Raw genomic sequence first — 21,348 nt, 5'->3', positions numbered from 1 at the left:
ATCGGTCGCCGCAAAAATCCCTTTGGGCCATCCCGAAAGCGGGCCTCCAAGCCGAAAGGCGGCGGATGAGAGAATGGTTCGGCGCAGCCGACCGAACCCTTCACTTAGAGTAAGACACCCAGGATAGATGCGATAGCGCTGAGGATTGCGGCAGCCCCCGTCCAGACTGCGGCGCGGTTGTTGAGGCGCGATGACTCATGAAATGCAACCTGCGTACTAAGAATATATTGTTCCGGAACGTCGGAGATTGACGCCGATACTTGGGATGTATTGACGCGGCTTGCCTTCCACCAATAGGCCGCTGCGACAATGGCGGCGGCAAGTCCAAGGCCCGCACACACGACCGCAAAGATCCTGATAATTGTCATCCTTCACCCTTTGCTGAGCGGCGGATTGGGTAGAAGGTCGAGATAGCTGCTATCGCCTATGGCTGCGAGATAGTTGATAGCCTCGGCGACCATGCCCACCGTTTCCGGTGCCCCGGTTGCAAGACCATTCACAAAGATCGTCCGAATGTCCGCAGATTGAGTCATGTAGATCCAAGAATCGAAATGCCTGCATTTCACGAGGGATGCGAGAGCTTGTGCCACGCGATCCGGGAGCTTGGGCGATATCTTTGCAAGCCGGTCGAGGACGCTGTACGGATCACTCGGCGCAAAGCCGGCCTCAGACATGGCGATAGTCTGATCCAGAAGCCATTAGACACCGCCCGGGCACGAAATGGATCGGGAAGTTTTTTCTCCGGCAGCTCAAGCTCCACGCCGAGAAACCACATAGCGTGCTGGAGCGCGCGCGTGGGCGCGGTGTTCCAGAATTGCTCAAACACATCATCGGGAAGTGCCGCGCTGATATAGATGATTATCAGGTATTCTGCGAGGCGGTCATCGATGTGCTGCTGATCTCGCTCATTCGCCTTATCGTTTAACCGGCTGATTTCGGTAGCATAGCAGTCGCGCATACGTGGCCCCAAAGCACTAATCGGTCCGCTATCGGCGCTGAGGTGCGCGTGCCACGCGGCATCTCGGAGCGAGATGTCATCCGGAAACAGTCTGTTAAAATGTTCGAGGAGCCAGCCTTCGCCAAAGAAATAGAGCCAATTCAGGTAACTGCCGAGGATCGCGCGAGGAATGCGCCCATCGGGCGTGCCATCAGCCAATTCCGCTTCGAATACCTGCCGGATGGCAGGAAGCTTTTCGATCGCTTCGCGCTGGGCCTTGCCCACCTCACTTTGATCGTCTTTGCTCATCCAGTAGATGAAAAGAACGCAGAGCTCGACGGCGGCGCCGCGTGACGTCGATTGGGCCCCGTGATGCGGGAACCGGCGGTAGCTTTCCTCGAAGTCATCCGTGTCCGGCTTGCGCGGCGCTCCTCGGTAAGATTCAAGGATTACCTGCTGGACACGCTCTGCATGGGCAAAGGATACGCCTTCGGCTCCGCGGCGAAGCCCGGAGGCGAGAAGATCCATGGCTGCCTTTCTTGCCCAGGACCAATCAGGGTCGTCGCCCTCCATGCCGCTTGCCGTCAGTTGGCGGCCCGGTTGCCCCACCACCTCGATGAGGGCGATCACACCTGTCCAGTCCAGTTCATTCGTGTTGTTCGAGGTTAACGAGAGGCCTTCGAGAAGGCGGCGCACATAGATGGGCGGCAGAGCCGAAAATTGCGCGGCCCTGGCTGAATAGCGCAATGGACTAGCCATGGCCGCGTCGCGAAGCTGTTGTGCCAGTGCGGTGGCGGTCTCCCGTCTCTCGCCGGCGGAGGGCCGCCACGTATCGAGAAAAGCGACAATCTCCTCGATGGGGCGCGACGAAAAATCTGGTGCCGCAAGCGGGCTCGCATCGGGCTCGTCAAATTTCGCGCGCCATGCCTCGGGATCGCCGAGCTTTTCGGTCGCTTGTCGACGCTCTATGGGCAGGACGTCTCGCCAGTGCCATACCAAGTCACGTACAATGGATGCGTCACGCGCGCGCTGTTCTTCCTCGGTTGGCGCGCGTTTTTCATATTCTTCGAAGCGCTTGTTCAAGCGCTCGCGATACATCCCGGGCACGGAATCCACATAAGCGAGGATGTCCTGTTGAACGGACGGTGACAGGGATGGAAACCAACTGAGCGCAAGCTGCCCGTATTCAATGCGGCACCATGTGGCATCAATCAACTCCGGGGTGGATAGAAGCGCTTGGGCGGTCTCGGGCGCGCGTTCCGGGGCGAATGAGAGTACGTGTAAGGCAATCCGCATGAATAGCCGCGATGAATGGCCCTTGATGCGCGATACAACATCACCCGCGCACGTCGGATCGGCCTCGATAGCGAGTTTGGCTGCGCGAACGGTTTCGCCAACCAGCGCGTCGATGACATCGTGCTTGGTGCCGTGCTCCGACACCGTGCCTGAGAGGTAATAGCTATAGTCATGCGGCGGGTCGTCGGACACCTTGCCAGCGATATGTAGAGCCTGGTCGAGAAGATCAGCCAATAGCGCGACGCCTTCTACCTTGCAAAGGGGCGCAATCGCCTTGACCGCATCCGGCAAAAAGTGCTCGTACATATGCCGGCTGAAAAGCGTGGCAAGCCGTTCATTTTCCGAGAAGAGCTGGAATACGGCGCGGGTCGTGCGGAGCGCGGCGTGTCCTTTGCCACTCCGCGCGAGATTTCGGATTAGGTCGTGAGGCCCCTGCGCCATGATGAAGCGGGCTGCGGGCGTCAGCCATCCCTCGGCGAGATCGACAAGGGATGCTGATTCATCGGCTGGCAACGCCGTAAGGATTTCCATACCCGTGAGCTGGACATCGGGGTGGGTAGACGAGGCGACGGCCCGAAGGGCGCTAGCCACAAGAATCCGGGCTGCCGGATCGGGTGATTTGGCCATGCGAAGCAAGTAGCGGCCTGCGGGCCATTGGCGCATGGGGAGGCCATTACCGCCGGACTCGTCGTCTTGCGAAAGCGGCGCTACGAGCAGCTTGCGTTGCGAGAGATGCGGCAGCCAATCGGGTGTTTCGAGCTTGTTAAAAAAATGCCAGAGAAGCGGCAGGGCTCCGGGAATCTCCTTGGAGAAGCTTGTGACCGCTGCACTCCGATTTGGCATAGCGACCAACTGGTCGATCCGTCGCATGAACGCTGCGTACTTCCCCTGAAGGGCGACCATGAGGCCGCGCACGACGGTGTCGAACGGCGCCTGCCATTCGGCCCGGAACATGTCATCGACCTCGATTGTTTGATGCAGCGCGCGGGCGCCGTGAGCCAGGCCATGGGCCTGCGAGATGGATTTCCAGGCGTGCGCAATGTCGCCGTCCGGCGCCAGGCCGAGGCGCGTTACGATCTTTTCAATTTCTTCCTTGTGGCTGAGCCGTGGTCGCAACTGATTGGCGACACGCTGCAAGTCTTCCTCGCCGTACCCGATCGCTCGCAATCCCGCCTTGGCCTTTTCGATCCTCTCCATGTCTTGCGGTGTCGGCGGGACGGCCACCTCCATTGGAACGTCGAGGGTTTGCCGCAGGATCGATTCCAGTTCTCGCAAGGCGTGGGCAGCCAAGGGCCTTGACACGCGAAGCGGCAGGCCCCCGGTTGCTAGCCGGCAAAAATCGACATAGCGATCCGCGATGCGCTTGCCGAGCAAGCGCTGCATGAGCGTTGCTGTGTCTTGCTGCTCCCGTGAGAGATCGAGAGTTTTAATCGGCTCGTCCATGCAAGGCTCTTAAGGAAAACATTTGCGCAACAATACTGCACGATCGCACGAACCGTGGACCGCGGGCTAGGCGCGGGGCGCAGCTGAGGTGATTTGGCAAGGGAGCAGCTATTTTCAAGGCTTTCTTGCCATCAATGATGCTGGTTTTCTCATTGAAAAGAACGGACGACTCAGCGATGATCAAGTGGGGATTTGGGCACCTCTGACCTGTCGCCGGGTCAAACGCTCTATTGAAATTACAAGCACTCATTCTGCATCTCACCCTGTGGGCTGCTGCGTAATCGGCGAACTGCGAAGCCTGTTGGAGGAGAATGCACATGTTTGTGCTTCGCATTTCTGTGAAGCCTTTTGCTGTCGACCACGTCAAAGCCGACCTCGCCAGAAGCCTTGAGGAAGTCAAATCGTCTCATCGTGTGGAGGCAGTCGCCCGAGGGCTTGGCTTTCGCAGCTATGCCGCGCTACGAGCAGCATCGCAGCAACCCGCACCGCCGACCGCGACGGTGACGGGCGCGGCTTTTGTCAGCTACCTTGGGGAGCATGGCTTTCAGGTTGAGCCTGTACATCTCTACCGGGCTGCCGCGCTGATCGCTATTCGGAGCGTCCTCGATACGTTTCCAAGATTGCATATTCATGGAGGCGGGTTCGGGCGACCGCAACGCAATACCGATGGCACCCGGCGGATCCCTCAGCAGCAATATGCGGAATTCCTTGAGCATCGGCAGGAATGTCTTGAAGAGAACGCGGTGGAAGCCTTCTTGCGGTCTTTGGCCTTGCTGGCGAGGGTCAAGGAGACCAAAACAATCCGCTCGGGCACCGGCAGCTACCGGCTCAAGCACATTGCCGAGAATTATCCTTGCACCTATCCCGAAGGTACGCCGCTCGGCCCGGACTTTGTGCCCAACGGCATGTTGATCGCCGCCGCCGTCCATATGGGGTTCAAGCACAAGGCCCATATCGACGATCTCGGTTACGGCATGCCGAATGTCACCTTCAATATGTCGAAAGCTGTCATCGACGATCTAGATGCTGAGATCCGCCCTCGAGGCGGCTTTGCGCAGGATCGCGGCCGAAGAAGAGCGATCGCGTAGCCGTTCAAGGAGAGGGACGGATGAATCCGTGGTTCGAAATCCTGAAGCGTCATGCGAGCGATCGAGTGCCCGTCCGCGAAGGCGAAACCGACGAGCAATACCGCGCGCGCTTGACTGAAATACTGACGCCAAGTCAGCGCGCGATGATCGCGGCGAGTATGGTAGAGGAGTCGAAGCAGCTCGAACGGGCGAGGGTGGCTCGCCGCCAGATCTAGGTCGCGACGGCCCGCCTGGCCTTTGATCCTGGTCCGCGGCGCCCTGTGTTGTTTGTCTTCAGTATAAAAGTGTCACCGAGGCGCATCATATTTATCCTTTGTCGCTTCAATTCGATGACGTCTTGAGGGAGCCAGTACAGGAATTCTGCTGGTTGTGCCCGACCCATCACAGCCTCATCCACGAGATAATCGAGTCTCTTATGGCCACTCGGCAGCCACGACTGGAGGGCGTGCCGTTCGACGAACGGGGGAGGCTGGATAAGCTCGGTGTTCGGTTTGTGGAACTACGGCAACGACCGCGGGGAAAGGGGAGCAGCCGTCTCGCAAGTGAAAGGCTCGATGGCGAGTGCGAGCAAGCCGTCTTTGCGCCTTGAGAGTTGGTCGGTACGTACGGCACGGCGTCGTTGTATCGGCGACCATCACATCGAAGGCACCGACACCGCAGCCACCTTCCAAACGGGTGAGCTTCGAGGATGGTTCGACTCGAAAGCCGTTGCGGCATCGAGGCGCAGCTGAATTGGCCGACCGCAAAGACCAAAGCGATGTGGGCGTACTTTGCAGCAAGGCTTTACACTGGCCGAGTACGGTACCTGGGATGGCTTCGCCGATGCCAACGCGAAAGTGACATTGCTCAGCGCGCGCCTCCGGCCACACCGGTCCAGATTCATCACTGGGCCGGTGAGACATTATATTCTAGGTCGATGCCGAGCCGCTCGACACTGTGCGGACCGCACTTAATGCCAGGGACCCGGGCCGTTGCGCGCTCTGGTGTTTTAGGATTGTCGGCGGGATCGACATCAGCTACTTGGGCCGGTCGATCTGTCCGGTGCATGACGCGCTAAGATGCTCCCGCCGGTCTCGCTCGCACCGCGTTCTCGATGTTTTCGACGAAGCTCTTGACCAGGTCGGCCGTGTCCTGAACGAACGCCTTGGTGAAGACCTTCAGCTCGTTCCCGTTTTTGTCGAACCCGTTCCGGTGGACACAGTCATAGCGCAGCATCACCGCCTTGAAGAGGCTCGGTTTGTCGTTGGCCAAGCTCAGGATACGAATGCCAAGCGCAATGTTGTAAAGAGCATCGTCCCTAGCGAGATTGTGATACTGGATCGAGCGAAGATGCTCCCAAACTTTTCTCTCGACGAGCGCGGGGTCCTTCGCAATTTCGGTGAGCGTGAACTTCTCCTTCGCAAGATCATCATCCTGATCGATTAGGCGCTGAAAGGCAGCTGCATCAGCCTCGATGTCGCTTTTCAACTCGTCGGCCAGAAAGGCTTCCATTGCAGTGATCTGATGCGAAAAGATCATACGATTGACCAAATGGCCCCCACTATCGCTTCCATAGTCCGCGAGCAAATCGCGGGTATGGTGATAGGAGCTCATGAAGATCGAGAAGGGGTTATCGGGGATAGAGTAATCGACCCATTCATCAGGCTCGGGTTCGCATGCTCGAGGCCGTACTCAAAATCCTCGATCACCTCATGAGGCCCGGCGTTTGTCTCGTGATAATTCTCGAGGCCGACCGGATACTCCCAAAGGCCCCAGGTCAGCTCCCCTAGTTTGGGATGCTCGACGGCTGCCTCATAGTGGATTTCCGGCCCCATCTGGCGTTCGTCGCTAGCCACTGCATCCCAGTCCAGCTCGTCGCTTTCGATCTCGTAGATTTCGCCGGTCATATTGTGCCTGATGCGAGCTGTTCCCTTGCAGTAGATTTCCATTACTTTCTCCAGACACTCGCATGAATAGGCAACCGTCTGTAGAACACGCGACGGGGGCCCGTTGAACAGCTAACTTTGCAAAACCGCCAAAAAGGGGAAAGCCTTCCCCTGCGCCCGAGCCTGAGGTCTCGGCCGACCCCTTCTGCGGGGAGACCCCGCAAAGCCCCCATTAGAGTGAGAGGACGGATCGGCTTCGCCGTGACGGGTTGAGGATCGGAGGAGAGGCTTCCGGCGCCCGTCATGGAGATTGTCCGATGACCAGCATCGAAGTTCTGAACCCTGACCGCGACCGTGCCGGCGGCTACAAGGTGGACGTGAGCCGCGGCGAGCGCGTCGGCCGAGTATCGTCGGAGTGATTCTCGAGGCCGACGGACGAGCGCTATCTATCGCTGTCTGACCTCTTGCCTCCGTGCGCGGACGGACAGAACGCAGCCGGACCCGGACCGTCGAGAGCGCGGCGATCCGGGTAGAGGCCAGCCGCGACGATGCCGAGCGCCTGGCTCTGCTGCTGCCCGGATCAGACGCGCCAATCGCGCCCACTCACTGGAGCTTCGGCCAACTTGCCAGTCTGGTCGGAGCTCCGGCGACTTACCTCCGTCAGCTTCCGGCGCCACTCGCTGGCATCAACCTGCAGTTCGGCCTCAGCTCTCATCGAGCCGAGCAGGTCAAGACGCTCGAGCGTCGAGCTTCGCGCCGCTACGGGTCCCGAATACGGGCGCATATTTGACCACGAACTCGTGGCGGGCCGTTCAGCGCATCGCCGGCAATGGCACGGGCGACACGCGCTGGAAGATCCCTGGCGTGCTCGACTGGTCGACCGGCGTCTATAACCCGAGCGTCGACATCACCCAGGATACGACGACGCTCTACGCCTCCGACCGGGACGTCTTTCTGTTCTTGGTCGACGACCTTAACCCGATCGAGGCCGGCCGGCTTCGCCACGGCTCGCCGGACCTCTACTTCCGTGGCTTCTACTGCTGGAATTCCGAGGTAGGAGCGAAGACGCTCGGCATGGCGAGCTTCTATCTCCGCGCCGTCTGCCAGAACCGCAATCTCTGGGGCGTCGAGGATTTCGAGGAGATCACCATCCGCCACTCCAAATACGCCGCCTCGCGCTTTGCCCACGAGGCGGCGCCAGCGCTCGCCAGCTTTGCCAACTCCTCACCGATGCCATTCATCAATGGCATCAGGGCGGTGCGAGAAATGATCGTCGCCCGCACCGACGAGGATCGCAGCGAGTTCCTGCGCAAGCGCGGCTTCTCGAAGATAGAGACAGCGAAGATCATCGAAAGAGTGCTGTCTGAGGAAGGCCGCAAGCCCGAAAGCGTGTTCGATTTCGTGCAAGGCATCACAGCGGTTGCGCGGGGCAAGACCCATCAGGATGCACGGCTCGATCTGGAGACCCGCGCGAAGAAGCTACTCGACCGCGCAGCCTGATACCCGGAAAACCGGAGATGCGGAACGGCGTGTCTCCGGCTTCGTGCCTTTCCGTCCTTCCTGGTCGTCGGATTTGTGGCGCGGCCCTTGAGAGGAAGAGGGCCGCGCTGCGCTCCGTGACGGGTTGGAGGCCCAGAGAGAGTCTTTGGGCCGCCCGTCGCGGAGTATCACCCATGGCTAACGCCGTTCAGAAGATCACCCTGTCATCCTCGCGCGACATTCCCTTCAACAAGCTAGTGCTCAGCCAATCAAACGTCCGGCGCGTGAAGGCCGGCGTCTCCATCGAGGAGCTGGCTGAGGACATTGCCCGGCGTACTTTGCTCCAGAGCCTCAACGTCCGGCCGGTCCTAAACCCCGAGGGCACCGAGACCGGCATGTTCGAGATCCCCGCCGGCGGACGGCGCTACCGTGCGCTGGAGCTGCTCGTGAAGCAGAAGCGCCTGGCCAAGACCGCGCCGGTGCCTTGTGTTGTCCGCGATCCGGCAAGCACCATTCTCGCCGAGGACGACTCGCTTGCGGAGAATATTCAGCGTGCGCCGCTGCATCCGCTCGACCAGTTCCGGGCATTCCTGGCTTTGCAGGAGAAGGGGCAGTCCGAGGAGGACATCGCCGCTGCCTTCTTCACCTCGGTCAACGTCGTGAAGCAGCGCTTGCGCCTGGCCGCGGTCTCACCGGCGCTGCTCGAAATCTATGCCGAGGACGGCATGTCGCTCGAGCAGTTGATGGCTTTCACCGTCACCGCGGATCATGGACGCCAGGAGCAGGTCTGGCAGGCTATCTCCGGCTCCTGGCAGAAGGAGCCCTATCAGATCCGCCGCATGTTGACGGAGAAGACAGTGCGTGCCTCCGACCGGAGGGTCGTGTTTGTTGGCCTCGATGCCTATGAGGCCGCTGGTGGAGTGCTGCTGCGCGACCTGTTCCAGTCCGACGATGGCGGTTGGCTCGAGGACGTTGCTCTGCTCGACCGCCTGGTCGCCGAGAAGCTGAAGGCAGAGGCGGAAACGATCGCCGCCGAAGGTTGGAAGTGGATCGAGGTCGCGATCGACTTCCCCTACGGTCATACGCGCGGCTTGCGCGAGCTGGACGGCGTATCCGCCGATCTCACCGCCGAGGAGCAAGCGACCATCGAGGCGCTCGAGGCCGAATATGCCAAACTCGAAGCCGAGCATGACGGCGCGGATGAGCTTCCCGATGAGGTTGACCAGCGCATCGGCGAAATTGAGACGGCTCTCGGCGTCTTCAACGATCGACCCGTCATCTATCAGCCGGCCGACATCGCCCGCGCGGGCGCGTTCGTCGGCATCGACGCCGAAGGCACGCTCTTGATTGATCGCGGCTACGTCCGACCCGAGGACGAAGTGCCCGCGTCCGAACCAGAGCAGGCCAGGAGCAGCGAACCCGATGCCGCGGCCCTGGACGGCGCCGAACCATCAGCGCCCGTTATCCAGCGCGCCATCATCACCATCGGCGGGAAGGTTGCGGAGCCCGAGGACGAGGATGACGATGCGGTGAAGCCGCTGCCGGACCGCCTGCTGACCGAGCTCACGGCGGAGCGGACGCTGGCGCTGCGCGACAAGCTGGCGATTATGCCGTCGGTCGCTTTCCAGGCGGTGCTGCACAAGTTCTGCCTGGACGTCTTCTCCCGCTATTCCTCCTACGGCACGGCGATGGAGATCTCTATGCGCAGCGCCAGCTTCCCCGTGCAGGCGCAAGGGTTGAAGGACACGCCGGCGGCCAAGGCGATCGACGCGCGCCACAAGACCTGGGAGGAGCGCCTGCCCAAGGACAAAGCCGATCTCTGGGACTGGCTCATTAGTCTCACGGGCGACGAGCAGGCAGCGCTCTTTGCGCACTGCGCCTCATTCGGCGTCAACGCGCTCTACGAGAAGGGCGACCGTTACGGCGGCGGCGCTACCCCGCACACAGTCGAGCAGCGCATCGCGGACGCTGATCGCATCGCCTGGGCCGTCGATCTCGACATGGTGGAATCCGGTTGGCGCCCAACCGTCGAGAACTATCTCGGCCGCGTGCCAAAGCGTCGTATCCTGGAGGCGGTACGCGAGGGTGCCGGCGAGCGGGCCGCCCAGCTCATCGACCATCTGAAGAAGGGCGACATGGCCAAGGAGGCCGAACGCCTCCTGGCCGAGACCGGCTGGCTGCCCGAGCCCCTGCAAATGGCCGACGTCGACCAGGCTGCGACCGCCCACGCCGCGGAGCCCGAGGGCGGTGGCGAAGCGCTGCCGGAATTCCTCGCCGGCGACGACGACGAAACCCCGGCTGACGAAGCGGCCGAACCGCACATGATCGCGGCCGAATAGCTCGAGCACGCGGGACGGCTTCCGCCGTCCGCGTCTCTCCACCGTCAATCGCCCCAAGCCCGGCTCGTGCCGGGCCTTCTATATTATTATGGAGGCTCTCGTGCCCCTCTTTACCATCGAGACGACCTATCGCCTGCCGATCCATCGGCAGCGAACTTACGAAGCCGAAACGCTCGACCAAGCCTGCGATCTCGCGATCACCGACGAGGGCTGGGACGACAGCAAGTCGGACGTTGAAGCATCCGGCGATACCTATGTCACTGGTGCATGGGAAGGCCGCGACGCCGCCTATTTCGGCCGACTCCTGTCGTTTCCCTCACGTTTTGACGAGCAGGTCCAGCGCAAGGCCGACCATTTCGAGGTGCTGCTGGGTCTGCTCAAGATACTCACCCACGCTCCGGAGGCAGGCTCAGCGGATGTCGAGCTTTGGCGCCGGCGGGCGGACGCCGCCGTCGCGAAGGCCGAGACCATTCTCGCGCGCGAAAACGATCCGATCGAGGGAGCTGCGTCATGAGCCAGTACATCGTCACCGTCGTCAAGCACGACGCGAGCTACCTCGCAGAAGCCGCCGCCGAGGCTGACGACGGCTAAGGTTGGCATTCTTGGCAGTTTCGATACTGACGAATGCTCTGTGCGCGGCGCGCCGCCATCCGGTGGGGCGCCGTTCCTCATGTCGGGCACCGCCTTGATGCTGAGAGGGAGAGGGCGGCCGGAACGGGTTTGAGCCGGCGCGGTCAGAGAGAGCGCCGATCGGCTCGCCCGTTCCCGCTCTCCCTAAGGCTCCCCTCATGAACCACCTTTTCTCGATTGCGGCCGACGAGGCCGCCCCGATCTCGCCTGTGCGCGCTCCCGAAAGCGTCAGCGTCATCATCGCTGCGGCTCAGCAGCTTCTCCCACATCTTGAGCATGGTCGGCGCATCGACGCCGCAATCCTACGCTCCGCGATGGAAGCGGCCTTCGGCGCATCCGATGCGACAGGCGCATGGGATTGGAAGACGGCCTACGATGCCTGTGAAGCTGCCAGCGCCATATTCCTGCGCAAACACGGAAAGGCGCTGTTCCGCAAAGCCGCTTCTCCGGCTTCACGACTTTCCGCCTTGGACAAGATCGCGAAGCTTCTGCCCACCCACACGTGTCGCTCTGCCGAGAGCGAGACTTTCCAGCAATTCTCGACCCCGATCTCGCTCGGCCTGGCCGCGTTGACCGCGGCCGCCATTACGGCGGCGGATCGAGTGTTGGAGCCATCCGCTGGCACCGGCCTGCTCGCCATCCTAGCCGAGATCGCGGGCGGCGCCCTCGTGCTGAACGAACTGGCCGAGACGCGAGCCATGTTGCTCTCCTCCCTCTTTCCGGCCAGCTCCGTCACGCGCTTCGACGCAGCCCAGATCGACGATCACCTCGATCCGGCCGTCGTCCCGAGCGTCGTGCTGATGAACCCGCCGTTCTCGGCGATGGCGAACGTTTCCGGCCGCATGGCCGACGCTGCCTACCGTCACATCGCCTCGGCCCTGGCGCGTCTTGCCGATGGCGGCCGGCTGGTCACGATATCAGGCGCAAACTTCTCACCCGAAGCCTCCGCCTGGCGCGAGGCCTTCGCCCGCCTGCAGGAACGCGGCCGGGTGGTGTTCACCGCCGCGATCGCCGGAGCTGTCTACGCCAAGCACGGCACCACGATCGAGACGCGCCTCACCGTCATCGACAAGAAGCCGGCCGATGATCCAAACGCGTTCGCGGAATCGCCGGGAATGGCGCCCGATGCCGCGACGCTGCTCCGCTGGATCGGCGAACACGTTCCACCTCGGCTGAGCGTCGCATCAACCGGGCCGTGTCCCATGTCAGCGTCGCCGGCACCTCGCACCGTGCGCGGCTATCTCGCGCGGGCCGCCGCGCAGTCGGTCAACGCACCGGCCGCCGATCCCGAGGGCGTCGACCTCGCCTATGAGACATTCGATTGGACGCCGGCCGAGGGGGCACGCCTCAGCGACGCCATCTACGAAGAATACCGTCTCCAATCGATCCGGATCCCCGGCGCGCAGGCGCACCCGACGAAGCTTGTGCAGTCGGCCGCGATGGCCTCGGTCGCGCCGCCGAAGCCGAGTTACAGGCCCCGGCTGCCGGCCAGCCTCATCAGCGGCGGCGTCCTCTCAGACGCCCAACTTGAGACGGTCATCTATGCCGGCGAGGCGCATGCCAACTATCTCGGCGGCACCTGGACCGTAGACGAGACCTTCGACCTCGTCACCGCCGCCCCCGATGATGCGCCGAATACTGTCCGCTTCCGTCGAGGTTTTATGCTCGGCGACGGGACCGGCACCGGCAAGGGCCGCCAGTCCGCCGGCATTATTCTGGACAACTGGCTGCAGGGCCGGCGCAAGGCGGTCTGGATCTCGAAGTCCGACAAGCTGCTCGAGGATGCGCAGCGCGACTGGTCGGCCCTCGGCATGGAGCGTCTCTTGGTCACGCCGCTGTCGCGCTTCCCGCAAGGGCACGAGATCCGGTTGGCTGAAGGCATCCTATTTTTAACCTACGCTACGCTGCGGTCCGACGACCGCGGCGAGAAGCTTTCGCGCGTCCGGCAGATCGTTCAATGGTTGGGCTCCGACTTCGACGGCGTCATCATTTTCGACGAGAGCCATGCCATGCAGAATGCCGGTGGCGGCAAGGGCGAGCGGGGCGATGTCGCGCCCTCGCAGCAGGGTCGTGCGGGCTTGCGCCTTCAGCATGCGCTGCCGAATGCCCGCATCGTCTATGTCTCAGCGACTGGTGCCACCACGGTCCACAATCTGGCCTATGCCCAGCGCCTCGGGCTCTGGGGCGGCGAGGATTTTCCGTTCGCCACCCGGGCTGAATTCGTCGAGGCGATCGAGGAGGGCGGCGTCGCGGCTATGGAGGTGCTCTCCCGCGATCTTCGCTCCCTCGGCCTCTACACCGCCCGCTCGCTTTCTTACGACGGCGTCGAATATGAACTGGTCGAGCACCAGCTCACCGACGAGCAGCGGCGCATCTATGACGCCTACGCCGGTGCGTTCGCCATCATTCACAATCATCTCGACGCGGCGATGCAGGCCGCCAACATCACCGGCGAGACCGGCACGCTCAACCGTCAGGCCAAGTCGGCCGCGCGCTCAGCCTTCGAGTCCGCCAAGCAGCGCTTCTTCGGCCATCTGCTCACCAGCATGAAGACGCCGACCCTGGTCCGCTCCATCGGGCGAGACCTCGCCGACGGCCATGCCGCCGTGATCCAGATCGTGTCAACGGGCGAGGCGCTGATGGAGCGGCGGCTCGCCGAAATTTCACCTGAGGAATGGAATGACGTGCGCGTGGACATCACGCCGCGCGAGTACGTGCTGCATTACCTCGCCCATTCCTTCCCTGTGCAGCTCTATGAGCCCTTCACTGACAGCGACGGCAATCTCTCATCCCGGCCTGTCTTCCGTGACGGCCAGCCGGTCGAGAGCCGCGAAGCCGTCGCCCGCCGCAATGAGTTGATCGAGCGGCTCGCTTCGCTCCCGCCCGTTCCCGGCGCGCTCGACCAGATCGTGCAGCGTTTTGGCACGGACCTCGTGGCGGAAGTGACCGGACGTTCGCGGCGCGTGGTGCGCCGGGGTGACCGCCTTGCCGTGGAGAACCGTTCGGCCTCCGCCAATCTCGCAGAGACCGCTGCGTTCATGGATGATTTGAAGCGGGTACTTGTCTTCTCGGAGGCTGGCGGCACGGGCCGTAGCTACCACGCCGAGCTCTCGGCGCGGAATCGCCGGCTTCGCGTCCATTATTTGCTCGAGCCGGGTTGGAAGGCCGATGCCGCGATCCAGGGCCTCGGTCGAACCAACCGCACCAACCAGGCGCAGCCACCTCTGTTCCGCCCCATTGCGACCGACGTCAAGGCGGAGAAGCGCTTCCTCTCGACCATTGCCCGCCGGCTCGACACGCTCGGTGCCATCACGCGCGGCCAGCGCCAGACCGGCGGCCAAGGCCTGTTTCGGCCCGAGGACAATCTTGAGAGCCACTACGCCCGCGATGCGCTGCGCCAGCTCTACCTGCTGCTCGCGCGCGGGAAGGTCGAAGGCTGCTCGCTCCAGACCTTCGAGGACGCCACGGGTTTGATTCTCGTGGACGAAAACGGCATCAAGGACGAGCTGCCGCCGATCACGACGTTCCTGAACCGGCTGCTCGCGCTCACCATCGACCTGCAAGGCCTACTGTTCACGGCCTTCGAGCAGTTGCTGAACGCCAAGGTCGAGGGCGCCATTGCCAGCGGCGTCTATGACGTCGGCCTGGAGACTCTGCAGGCTGACAGCTTCGTCGTCACCGATCGGCACCCGATCTACACGCACCCCGCGACCGGCGCGGAAACCCGGCTGCTCACGATCACGGAACGCCGGCGCAACCGTCCAATGACGCTGGATCATGCACTCGATTATCTCGCCGAAGCTCGGGCTGTGCTGCTGGTCAACGAGCGCTCGGGGCGTGCCGCCGTGCAGTTTCCGGCGCCGAGCTTCATGCTCGATGACGGCGAGATCGAACGCCGCGTCCGGCTGATCCGCCCCATGGAGCAGCATCATGCTTCGATGAAGGTGATGGACGAAAGCCACTGGCAGCCTGCAGATCGCGAGACGTTCGCCGCAGCCTGGAACGCCGAAGTCGTCGAGATCCCTGAGTTCGCCGAGAGCACCCTCCACATCGTCGCTGGTCTGCTGCTGCCCATCTGGAAGCGGCTCCCGAACGAGTCGACCCGGGTCTATCGACTTCAGACCGACGAGGGCGAGCGCATCATCGGTCGCAGGGTCTCGCCGGCCTGGGCGGCGAACGCTTGCCCGACAGCGACCTGCAGCTTGACCCCACACGAGGCTTTCTCGGCGCTGATGGAGGGGCGCACCGTCCTTAACCTCGCCGAGGATCTGCAGCTCCGTCGTGTCCGCGTGATGGGCGCCCATCGCATCGAGCTGTCCGGCTTCACCGATACGATGCGTGACCGGTTGCGCGCCTACGGCCTCTTCAGCGAGATCATCTTGTGGAAGCTGCGCATGTTCGTGCCGACAGACGAGACCGGTGCCTCGGTGTTGGCAAAAGTGCTCGACCACTATCCGCTCGCGCGCGTCAATGAGCGGGAGGCCGCCTGATGGCCCGCGACGACGTATCCGAACTGGCCCGCCGTCTCGCGCGTGACGCGGAGGCGGTGTGCCGCCATTATTTGTCCAATGGGCGGCGCCAGGGCCGCTACTGGATGGTGGGCGACGTCCGTAATACGCCTGGTCGCTCGATGTTCGTGCGGCTCGAGGAATCGATTAAGGGACCCGCGGGCAAATGGACTGATGCCGCGTCGGCCGAACATGGCGATCTCCTCGACGTGATCCGCGAGAGCTGCGGTTTTACGAACTTTCGCGATGTCGCCAATGAGGCCCGACGCTTTCTGAGTTTGCCGCGTTCAGAACAGGAGCCCGAGCCAAATCACCGCCGGTCGCGAAATTCGCCCGTGCCCCTCGGATCGCCAGAGGCGGCGCGGCGGCTCTTCGGCATGTCGCGGTCGATCACAGGCACACTGGCAGAAACGTATCTCCGCAATCGCGGTATTACGGCTTTGCACGAAACCGGCTGTCTGCGTTTTCACCCACGTTGCTACTACCGGCCCGATGACCACAGCCCGACCGAGACCTGGCCGGCAATGATCGCCGCCGTCACCGATCTGAACGGCCATCTGACCGGCGCGCATCGCACCTGGCTTGACCCCGGAGGCTTCAGCGAGACGACGCTCGGCAAGGCGTTGATCGACACGCCGAAACGGGCGATGGGCGACCTGCTTGGTCACGCTGTTCGATTTGGCGTAGCTGGTGACGTCATGGCGGCCGGCGAGGGCATCGAGACGATGCTGTCGCTCCGCAGCGTCCTGCCGGCCATGCCGATGGTCGCGGCCCTCTCGGCGGCGCATCTCTCCGCCATCCTCTTCCCGGACACTCTCCGCCGGCTCTACATCGCTCGCGACGACGATCCCGCAGGTAGCGGCGCCATGGCGACCTTGATCGATCGGGCGCAGGAGGTCGGGATCGAAGCAATCGTGATCTCGCCACGGCTCGGCGACTTCAACGAGGATCTTCGCCTGCTCGGATTTGAAGCCCTTCGGGCCGCGAGCCGCGTGCAGATCGCGGCGCAGGACGTCGCGCGCTTTATAGAGCTGGCGGCATAGCCGGAACGGGGAGGGGTGCCGCGGCCGCTTCGTTACCGCGAGGCCGGTGGCCATGCTTCCCTCGGCGCCGGAGAGGACCGCCCCACGGCCTTCTTAAGAGGGCGATCGGGCGGCAAGCGGCCCGGACCGGCAACCTCGTGGGCGACTATTTTCCGTCGGCGGGAGAGCCGCCTTTACATCGCGAGGCAAAATAGTCGGCCCCCTTCGGTCCTCCGCTCCGCTTCGGCCCTTCGCTTCGCTGCGGGTGCAAGTCCGTTCGGCCTGCCGCCTTCGTCGCCATGAAGGCCGCGATGGGCGCGGTCGATCCCGGCGAGGAAAGCCGCAATGACCACCGACCACGACGATGATTTCGAGCCGCACCACAGCTCATCCCCGACCGACCAGGTCCTCCAGGAACTCCAGCTCTATGGCTACCGTGCGTTCCAGGACGAGCCTGATCCGCGGCCGCTTCCCGAAGCGCACATCCTCGCCGGCAGCGTCGCCGACATCTTCGATGGTCTCGTGGTGGCGCTGTCCGATAGCCGTCTCGAGCCCGACCTCGAAGACTTGCTCTGGTCAATGGTGAACGTCTTCCATCGCGCCACCGACAGGATCGAGCGTGAGCTCGACGACAACGAGCTGGCGCAGCAACGCTCGCAGCGGGAGCAGGACGGCAGCGAGATCAAATGCGTCGAGCTGGAACGACTGACGGCGGAAGGGCAGACGCTGATCGAGCGACGAGGCGCCTTCGAGCTGATGCGCGACCACGCCGCCGAGGAGTTCGAACGCCACACCCACTCGAGTTGGCGGCCGCGCAACGGGTCGAAGGTCAACCACCGCAATCTGACCGCCGCGATGATTGACAGCCGCGATTTCCTCGCCGCAAAGAAGCGCGCGAGTAACCAGGTGCTCCTGCCGCTCGGCCCAAAGGTCGCGCTGACCGGCGGTCTCGAGTTCAACGATCACCGGCTAGTATGGGCCAAGCTCGATCAGGTCCACGCCAAGCATCCGGACATGGTGCTGCTGCACGGCGGATCGCCCAAGGGCGCCGAGCTGATCGCCGCCAAATGGGCCGACAACCGCAAGGTCTCGCAAATCGCCTTCAGGCCTGACTGGACGAAGCATGCCAAGGCCGCTCCGTTCAAACGCAACGATGCGATGCTGGAGACGCTACCCATCGGGGTGATGCACTTCCCCGGCACCGGGATCCAGGACAACCTCGCTGACAAGGCCAAGAAGCTCGGCATCCCGGTCTGGAAATTCGGCGGCGCGTGAGCGCCGCAAATTTCTACTGCCCGACTTGAACGACGCGATCGTGCAACTTTCGCTCCGCTTCCTCCCCCGCCTTCTCGACGGCACGAAAGATCGTGGTCCACACTTCAGCCAACTCCGGAAACTCCATCCGTGCCTCGGCCGGATTTGAACAATTCGCCACGGCGCGGAGGAATGCAGCCTCTACCTCGGCTTTTCCCTCGATCTCGCCTTGATAGGCATCGGCGGCGGCATTGTAGCCGCTCCAGCGTACCCGCCGTAGCGCGCCATCCTTCGTCAAAGCCGCTTGGCCGAGGTAAAGCTCGATGCTTGCGGCTTTGCCGTTGACGTCGACGACATGCTCTCCTTGAGGGCCGAAAGTCGGATACTGACGCGCAAGCTCTGTGTCCGGGAGCACGACCACGATCATGTTGTCCGGCAGCCCCAAGGCGCTGGCCTGCCGATACGCCTGACGTCCAGTTGTGTCGTTGTCGAAAACGGCGACGAGGCGCAACGGCGCCCGCGCTGCCGCAAATGCCTTGAGAAATTTCACAAGATAAGCGGCGCCGCCATCCACGCTCAGCTCAGCATGGTTGAAGAACGAGAAGTAATCTTTCCGCTCTGGAAACAGCGCCATGAGCGAGTGTTGTAATATCCGAATGTCCGTACTGCCCTCGGCAAGGATGACCGCTGTTGCTAGCGGACGGGGATCAAGGGGAGCAGAAGCTCTCTTGTCATCGCAAATGCTGGCGCCCGACTCGATCCAACCGCCGCCGATCAGCGCCGTGATGTCGAGAGAGACGTACCGCACGCCAACGCAGGCATCCAACAAAGCCCGGAGGCTCATCAAGGATCCATAGCCATCGAACCAAAGCCAGCCCTCGCCGTCGCGATCACGCATCCGGCGATCGATCTCGTCCGTCGCGTCCTCGCGCGTGTACATGGTCGCGAGCACATCGGGCGCCCGCCGATACCAATCCTCGACAGAGAATGAGTGCAGTGCGGCAGCCGTTTCCTCTGCCCAACCGCCATCGGCGCAGTATTCCTCCCAGATCTCGCGCGTTGTAACGAGCCAAGCCTCCAGCCGTTCACGTGCCGTAGCGGCTGTGCAGCCCAAGAGATCCAGGCGGGACAAGACGACCGCTCGGGGCGCCTCGTAGACGACGTTGGAACTTTCCTCCTCTTCATCGACCGACGGCCTGATGGCTCGGTCGCTTTCCTGGAAGAGCGCGCAGAAATGATCGGGAACGACGGACTTTGCGCCACAGACCTCGGTTCGGTCGAAATAGATTTCGCAGTAACTTCCCATCCATCGCTCCTACAGGCCAATGTCCAGCATGGTGGTGCGATCGGCGAACGGTGGCGGCCCTTCGAACTCCGCCACGTCGGCCCCCCCAACCGCACATCGACTCACAATCCATTCTAGCCGATCAGCCACCGCACCGTGACGGCAACGACGTTCCAGCCGAGAGCCACGCAGCCCTGACAACCACGCGACTGTCTGGTGGGCACCGCCCCGCTGGCTCGGCGCTGATCCTTGATCCAGCCGCAGGCCTGACGCCATCAACCCGCAAGGGGTCGGCTTACGCTGAAGCGTGCCGCCGCTTCGTCTTCGCCTGCGCGGTGATTGCGGCCTACGGCCGGATTCATCGGGCGCCTGTCGCGAGGGGATGGTCCCCGCCTCAGAACAGGAGCCGGACAGATGTCTCAAAGCCTTGCCTTCGCCAACGCATGGAATCTCGCCACCACCCTCATGGTCTGCGTCGTTATCTTCCGCACCGGCATGGGCGGATACGGCGTCATGCCGGCCACCGAATACGACGGCGATCCGGCCGACGTGATTTACGAATTCGATCCCTTCCAATGACGAAGGTGCGCTGCAGATCGCTGGCTGGGTGAGCGGAGGTTCTTTCGGATTTCCGCTCCCCGTCGCCGCCGTTTTTGGTTATGCTGTCGGTTGCGCCGTGGTGGTGGTGGAAGGCGCGACCGTCAGACCTTTATCTCACGGAGACCACCACCATGATCATCTTTGGACCACTGCTTATCCTAGTTGGCATCGGCTTTTTCTGCTGGCTGCTGTTCACGCTCGCTGTCTTCGCACTGCCCTTCTTCGTTGGCCTGACGATCGGCACCTGGGCCTTCCACACCGGCGCCGGAGTGCTCGGTGGCGCAGCAGCAGGGCTCATGGCGGGCGGTGTGACCATTGGCATTGGCCAACTCGCGCTCGCCTTGGTGCAACGAACTTGGCTTCGACTCTCGATCATCCTCATCTATGTCGCGCCTGCTACCTTCGCCGGTTACAGCGCGACGCACGGAATCGTCCAGATGGGGATATCTTCACCCGCGTGGCAGATGGTTTTCGCGGTCGTCGGGGCTGTTGCCGTCAGCATCACGGCCCTGGTTCGCTTCACCGGGATGGCCTTAGACGAACCAGCAAGACAACGCGTGGCGCGAGGCTGACATCAGTGCTGGACGCCCGGCAAGACCTAGTCAGACCGGGTATTACGACGGCTTCTAAGCACTACCGGCAATCGATGTGGACGCAGACACTATCAGCATCATGGGACGCTCCAATTCTTCGGCCAATTGAGGCATCTGCTGGATCTGCTCGCGTGTCGGGGCAAACTCCTCGACCCGCCGAATTTGAAAGCCCGCGCTGATCAGCGTGTTCAGGGTCGTGCCAAGCGTCCTGTGGTATTTCAGGACGTCCTTGGCGAACCAGTCCGTCCGACGTTCACCCTCGACGGAATATCGATTGACCGGCCAGGTTTTGCGGCCCTCCTCATCGGAAATCCAGTGCGGATGTGCCGCGGCCATGAAGATCGGATGCTCAATTGTAAAGACGAAATGCCCGTCAGGAACCAGCGCCTTGCGGATCACGCGCACGAGGCGGCCAAAATCCTGAACATAGTGAAAGGTCAGTGCGCTGTAGGCGAGGTCGAAAGCCGTCTCAGGTAGGTCCAGCGTGTCGAGATCGGCGATGCGATACTCGACGGCGCTATCCGCTGTGTCCGCCTTGGCACGCTCGATCATGTTCTGCGACAGATCCAGACCCAGGACCGAGGCCGCGCCCTGCTCGCGCATCCAGCGCGAGGCCCAGCCGAAGCCACATCCCAGATCGACGACACGTTTCCCGCCCAGATCGGGCAGCATAGCCCGGATCGCGGGCCATTCAGGAGCGCCGTCCAGTCCATGCACCTGCCGGGGCAACTGGCTGTAGCCAGCGAAGAAATCGGGATTGTCGTAAATATTCTGCGCCATGTCTGGCCTGCTATTCGGCTTTTCGCTCTGTCCCGGACAGTTCCTGCAGATCCAAGCAGAATTGTCGCAGTCTACGACGCGTCATGATCCTACTCAAATCAGCTGCGCAAAAGGCATCTTGAATCGGCGGGCTTCTCGCGCCAAAAACGAAAAACCCCGGCATGAAGGCCGGGGCTCCCGTGATGCCACGGCGTACATCCGGCCGCGACAACCAGGCAACACTTAGCAC

14 protein-coding genes and 1 pseudogene are annotated in these 21,348 nt (G+C 62.5%); 10 read left to right on the top strand and 5 right to left on the bottom strand.

The features are described 5' to 3' along the window. Nucleotides 1-562: 562 nt before the first annotated feature. A complete protein-coding gene (locus I6F37_RS17625; RefSeq protein WP_036044861.1) occupies nt 563-3,676 on the bottom strand; it encodes a hypothetical protein in 3,114 nt (1,037 codons plus the stop codon). Between the two features lie 317 nt (nt 3,677-3,993). Here I6F37_RS17625 and I6F37_RS17620 point away from each other — a divergent pair, with 317 nt between their 5' ends. Then, nucleotides 3,994-4,764 (top strand): hypothetical protein, encoded by a 771-nt coding sequence (locus tag I6F37_RS17620; RefSeq protein ID WP_157785250.1) that lies wholly within the window; start codon nt 3,994-3,996, stop codon nt 4,762-4,764. A gap of 20 nt (nt 4,765-4,784) precedes the next feature. Further along, nucleotides 4,785-4,979, top strand: coding sequence for a hypothetical protein (locus tag I6F37_RS17615; RefSeq protein ID WP_036044866.1), 195 nt, complete (start codon nt 4,785-4,787; stop codon nt 4,977-4,979). Nucleotides 4,980-5,817: 838 nt separating this feature from the next. Here the strand turns inward: I6F37_RS17615 and I6F37_RS17610 are convergent. Further along, complete coding sequence (locus tag I6F37_RS17610) at nt 5,818-6,357, bottom strand: hypothetical protein (protein WP_225152179.1); 540 nt, start codon at nt 6,355-6,357, stop codon at nt 5,818-5,820. Further along, nucleotides 6,354-6,692 (bottom strand): hypothetical protein, encoded by a 339-nt coding sequence (locus I6F37_RS17605; RefSeq protein ID WP_225152178.1) that lies wholly within the window; start codon nt 6,690-6,692, stop codon nt 6,354-6,356. Before I6F37_RS17605 ends, I6F37_RS17610 begins: the two co-directional genes overlap by 4 nt. A 254-nt stretch (nt 6,693-6,946) precedes the next feature. On the opposite strand from I6F37_RS17605, the pseudogene I6F37_RS17600 reads away from it, so the two are divergent. The 6 genes and pseudogenes from I6F37_RS17600 to I6F37_RS17575 all read left to right on the top strand — a co-directional run bounded on the left by I6F37_RS17600 (nt 6,947) and on the right by I6F37_RS17575 (nt 17,882). Then, nucleotides 6,947-8,129 (top strand): annotated as a pseudogene (locus tag I6F37_RS17600) (DUF932 domain-containing protein). Between the two features lie 173 nt (nt 8,130-8,302). Further along, nucleotides 8,303-10,447: a ParB N-terminal domain-containing protein gene (locus I6F37_RS17595; RefSeq protein ID WP_036044870.1), complete on the top strand. Its 2,145-nt coding sequence runs from the start codon at nt 8,303-8,305 to the stop codon at nt 10,445-10,447. Nucleotides 10,448-10,547: 100 nt separating this feature from the next. Further along, nucleotides 10,548-10,961 carry a hypothetical protein gene (locus I6F37_RS17590; protein ID WP_036044874.1) on the top strand — a complete coding sequence of 138 codons (414 nt, stop codon included), beginning with the start codon at nt 10,548-10,550 and terminating at the stop codon, nt 10,959-10,961. A 274-nt stretch (nt 10,962-11,235) separates the two neighbouring features. Continuing rightward, nucleotides 11,236-15,567: a bifunctional class I SAM-dependent methyltransferase/DEAD/DEAH box helicase gene (locus I6F37_RS17585; protein WP_225152176.1), complete on the top strand. Its 4,332-nt coding sequence runs from the start codon at nt 11,236-11,238 to the stop codon at nt 15,565-15,567. Then, nucleotides 15,567-16,628: a toprim domain-containing protein gene (locus I6F37_RS17580; protein ID WP_036046485.1), complete on the top strand. Its 1,062-nt coding sequence runs from the start codon at nt 15,567-15,569 to the stop codon at nt 16,626-16,628. Before I6F37_RS17585 ends, I6F37_RS17580 begins: the two co-directional genes overlap by 1 nt. Before the next feature lie 324 nt (nt 16,629-16,952). Then, on the top strand, nt 16,953-17,882 hold the full coding sequence (locus I6F37_RS17575; RefSeq protein ID WP_036046488.1) for a DUF2493 domain-containing protein: 930 nt from the start codon (nt 16,953-16,955) through the stop codon (nt 17,880-17,882). Nucleotides 17,883-17,895: 13 nt separating this feature from the next. On the opposite strand, the gene I6F37_RS17570 is transcribed toward I6F37_RS17575, so the two are convergent. Further along, nucleotides 17,896-19,167, bottom strand: a complete 1,272-nt coding sequence (locus I6F37_RS17570; protein ID WP_063710716.1) for a HEPN/Toprim-associated domain-containing protein — start codon at nt 19,165-19,167, stop codon at nt 17,896-17,898. Between the two features lie 393 nt (nt 19,168-19,560). Here I6F37_RS17570 and I6F37_RS17565 point away from each other — a divergent pair, with 393 nt between their 5' ends. Both I6F37_RS17565 and I6F37_RS17560 read left to right on the top strand, forming a co-directional pair. Then, complete coding sequence (locus I6F37_RS17565; RefSeq protein WP_193375114.1) at nt 19,561-19,725, top strand: hypothetical protein; 165 nt, start codon at nt 19,561-19,563, stop codon at nt 19,723-19,725. Between the two features lie 152 nt (nt 19,726-19,877). Beyond that, complete coding sequence (locus I6F37_RS17560; RefSeq protein WP_036046512.1) at nt 19,878-20,318, top strand: hypothetical protein; 441 nt, start codon at nt 19,878-19,880, stop codon at nt 20,316-20,318. Nucleotides 20,319-20,372: 54 nt separating this feature from the next. Here the strand turns inward: I6F37_RS17560 and I6F37_RS17555 are convergent, their stop codons facing one another. Next, complete coding sequence (locus I6F37_RS17555; RefSeq protein WP_036046490.1) at nt 20,373-21,119, bottom strand: bifunctional 2-polyprenyl-6-hydroxyphenol methylase/3-demethylubiquinol 3-O-methyltransferase UbiG; 747 nt, start codon at nt 21,117-21,119, stop codon at nt 20,373-20,375. Nucleotides 21,120-21,348: the final 229 nt, after the last annotated feature.

This window comes from Bradyrhizobium sp. NBAIM08, assembly GCF_020193935.1.
GTDB lineage: Bacteria > Pseudomonadota > Alphaproteobacteria > Rhizobiales > Xanthobacteraceae > Bradyrhizobium > Bradyrhizobium yuanmingense.
This window is presented reverse-complemented; position numbering and strand designations above follow the sequence as displayed.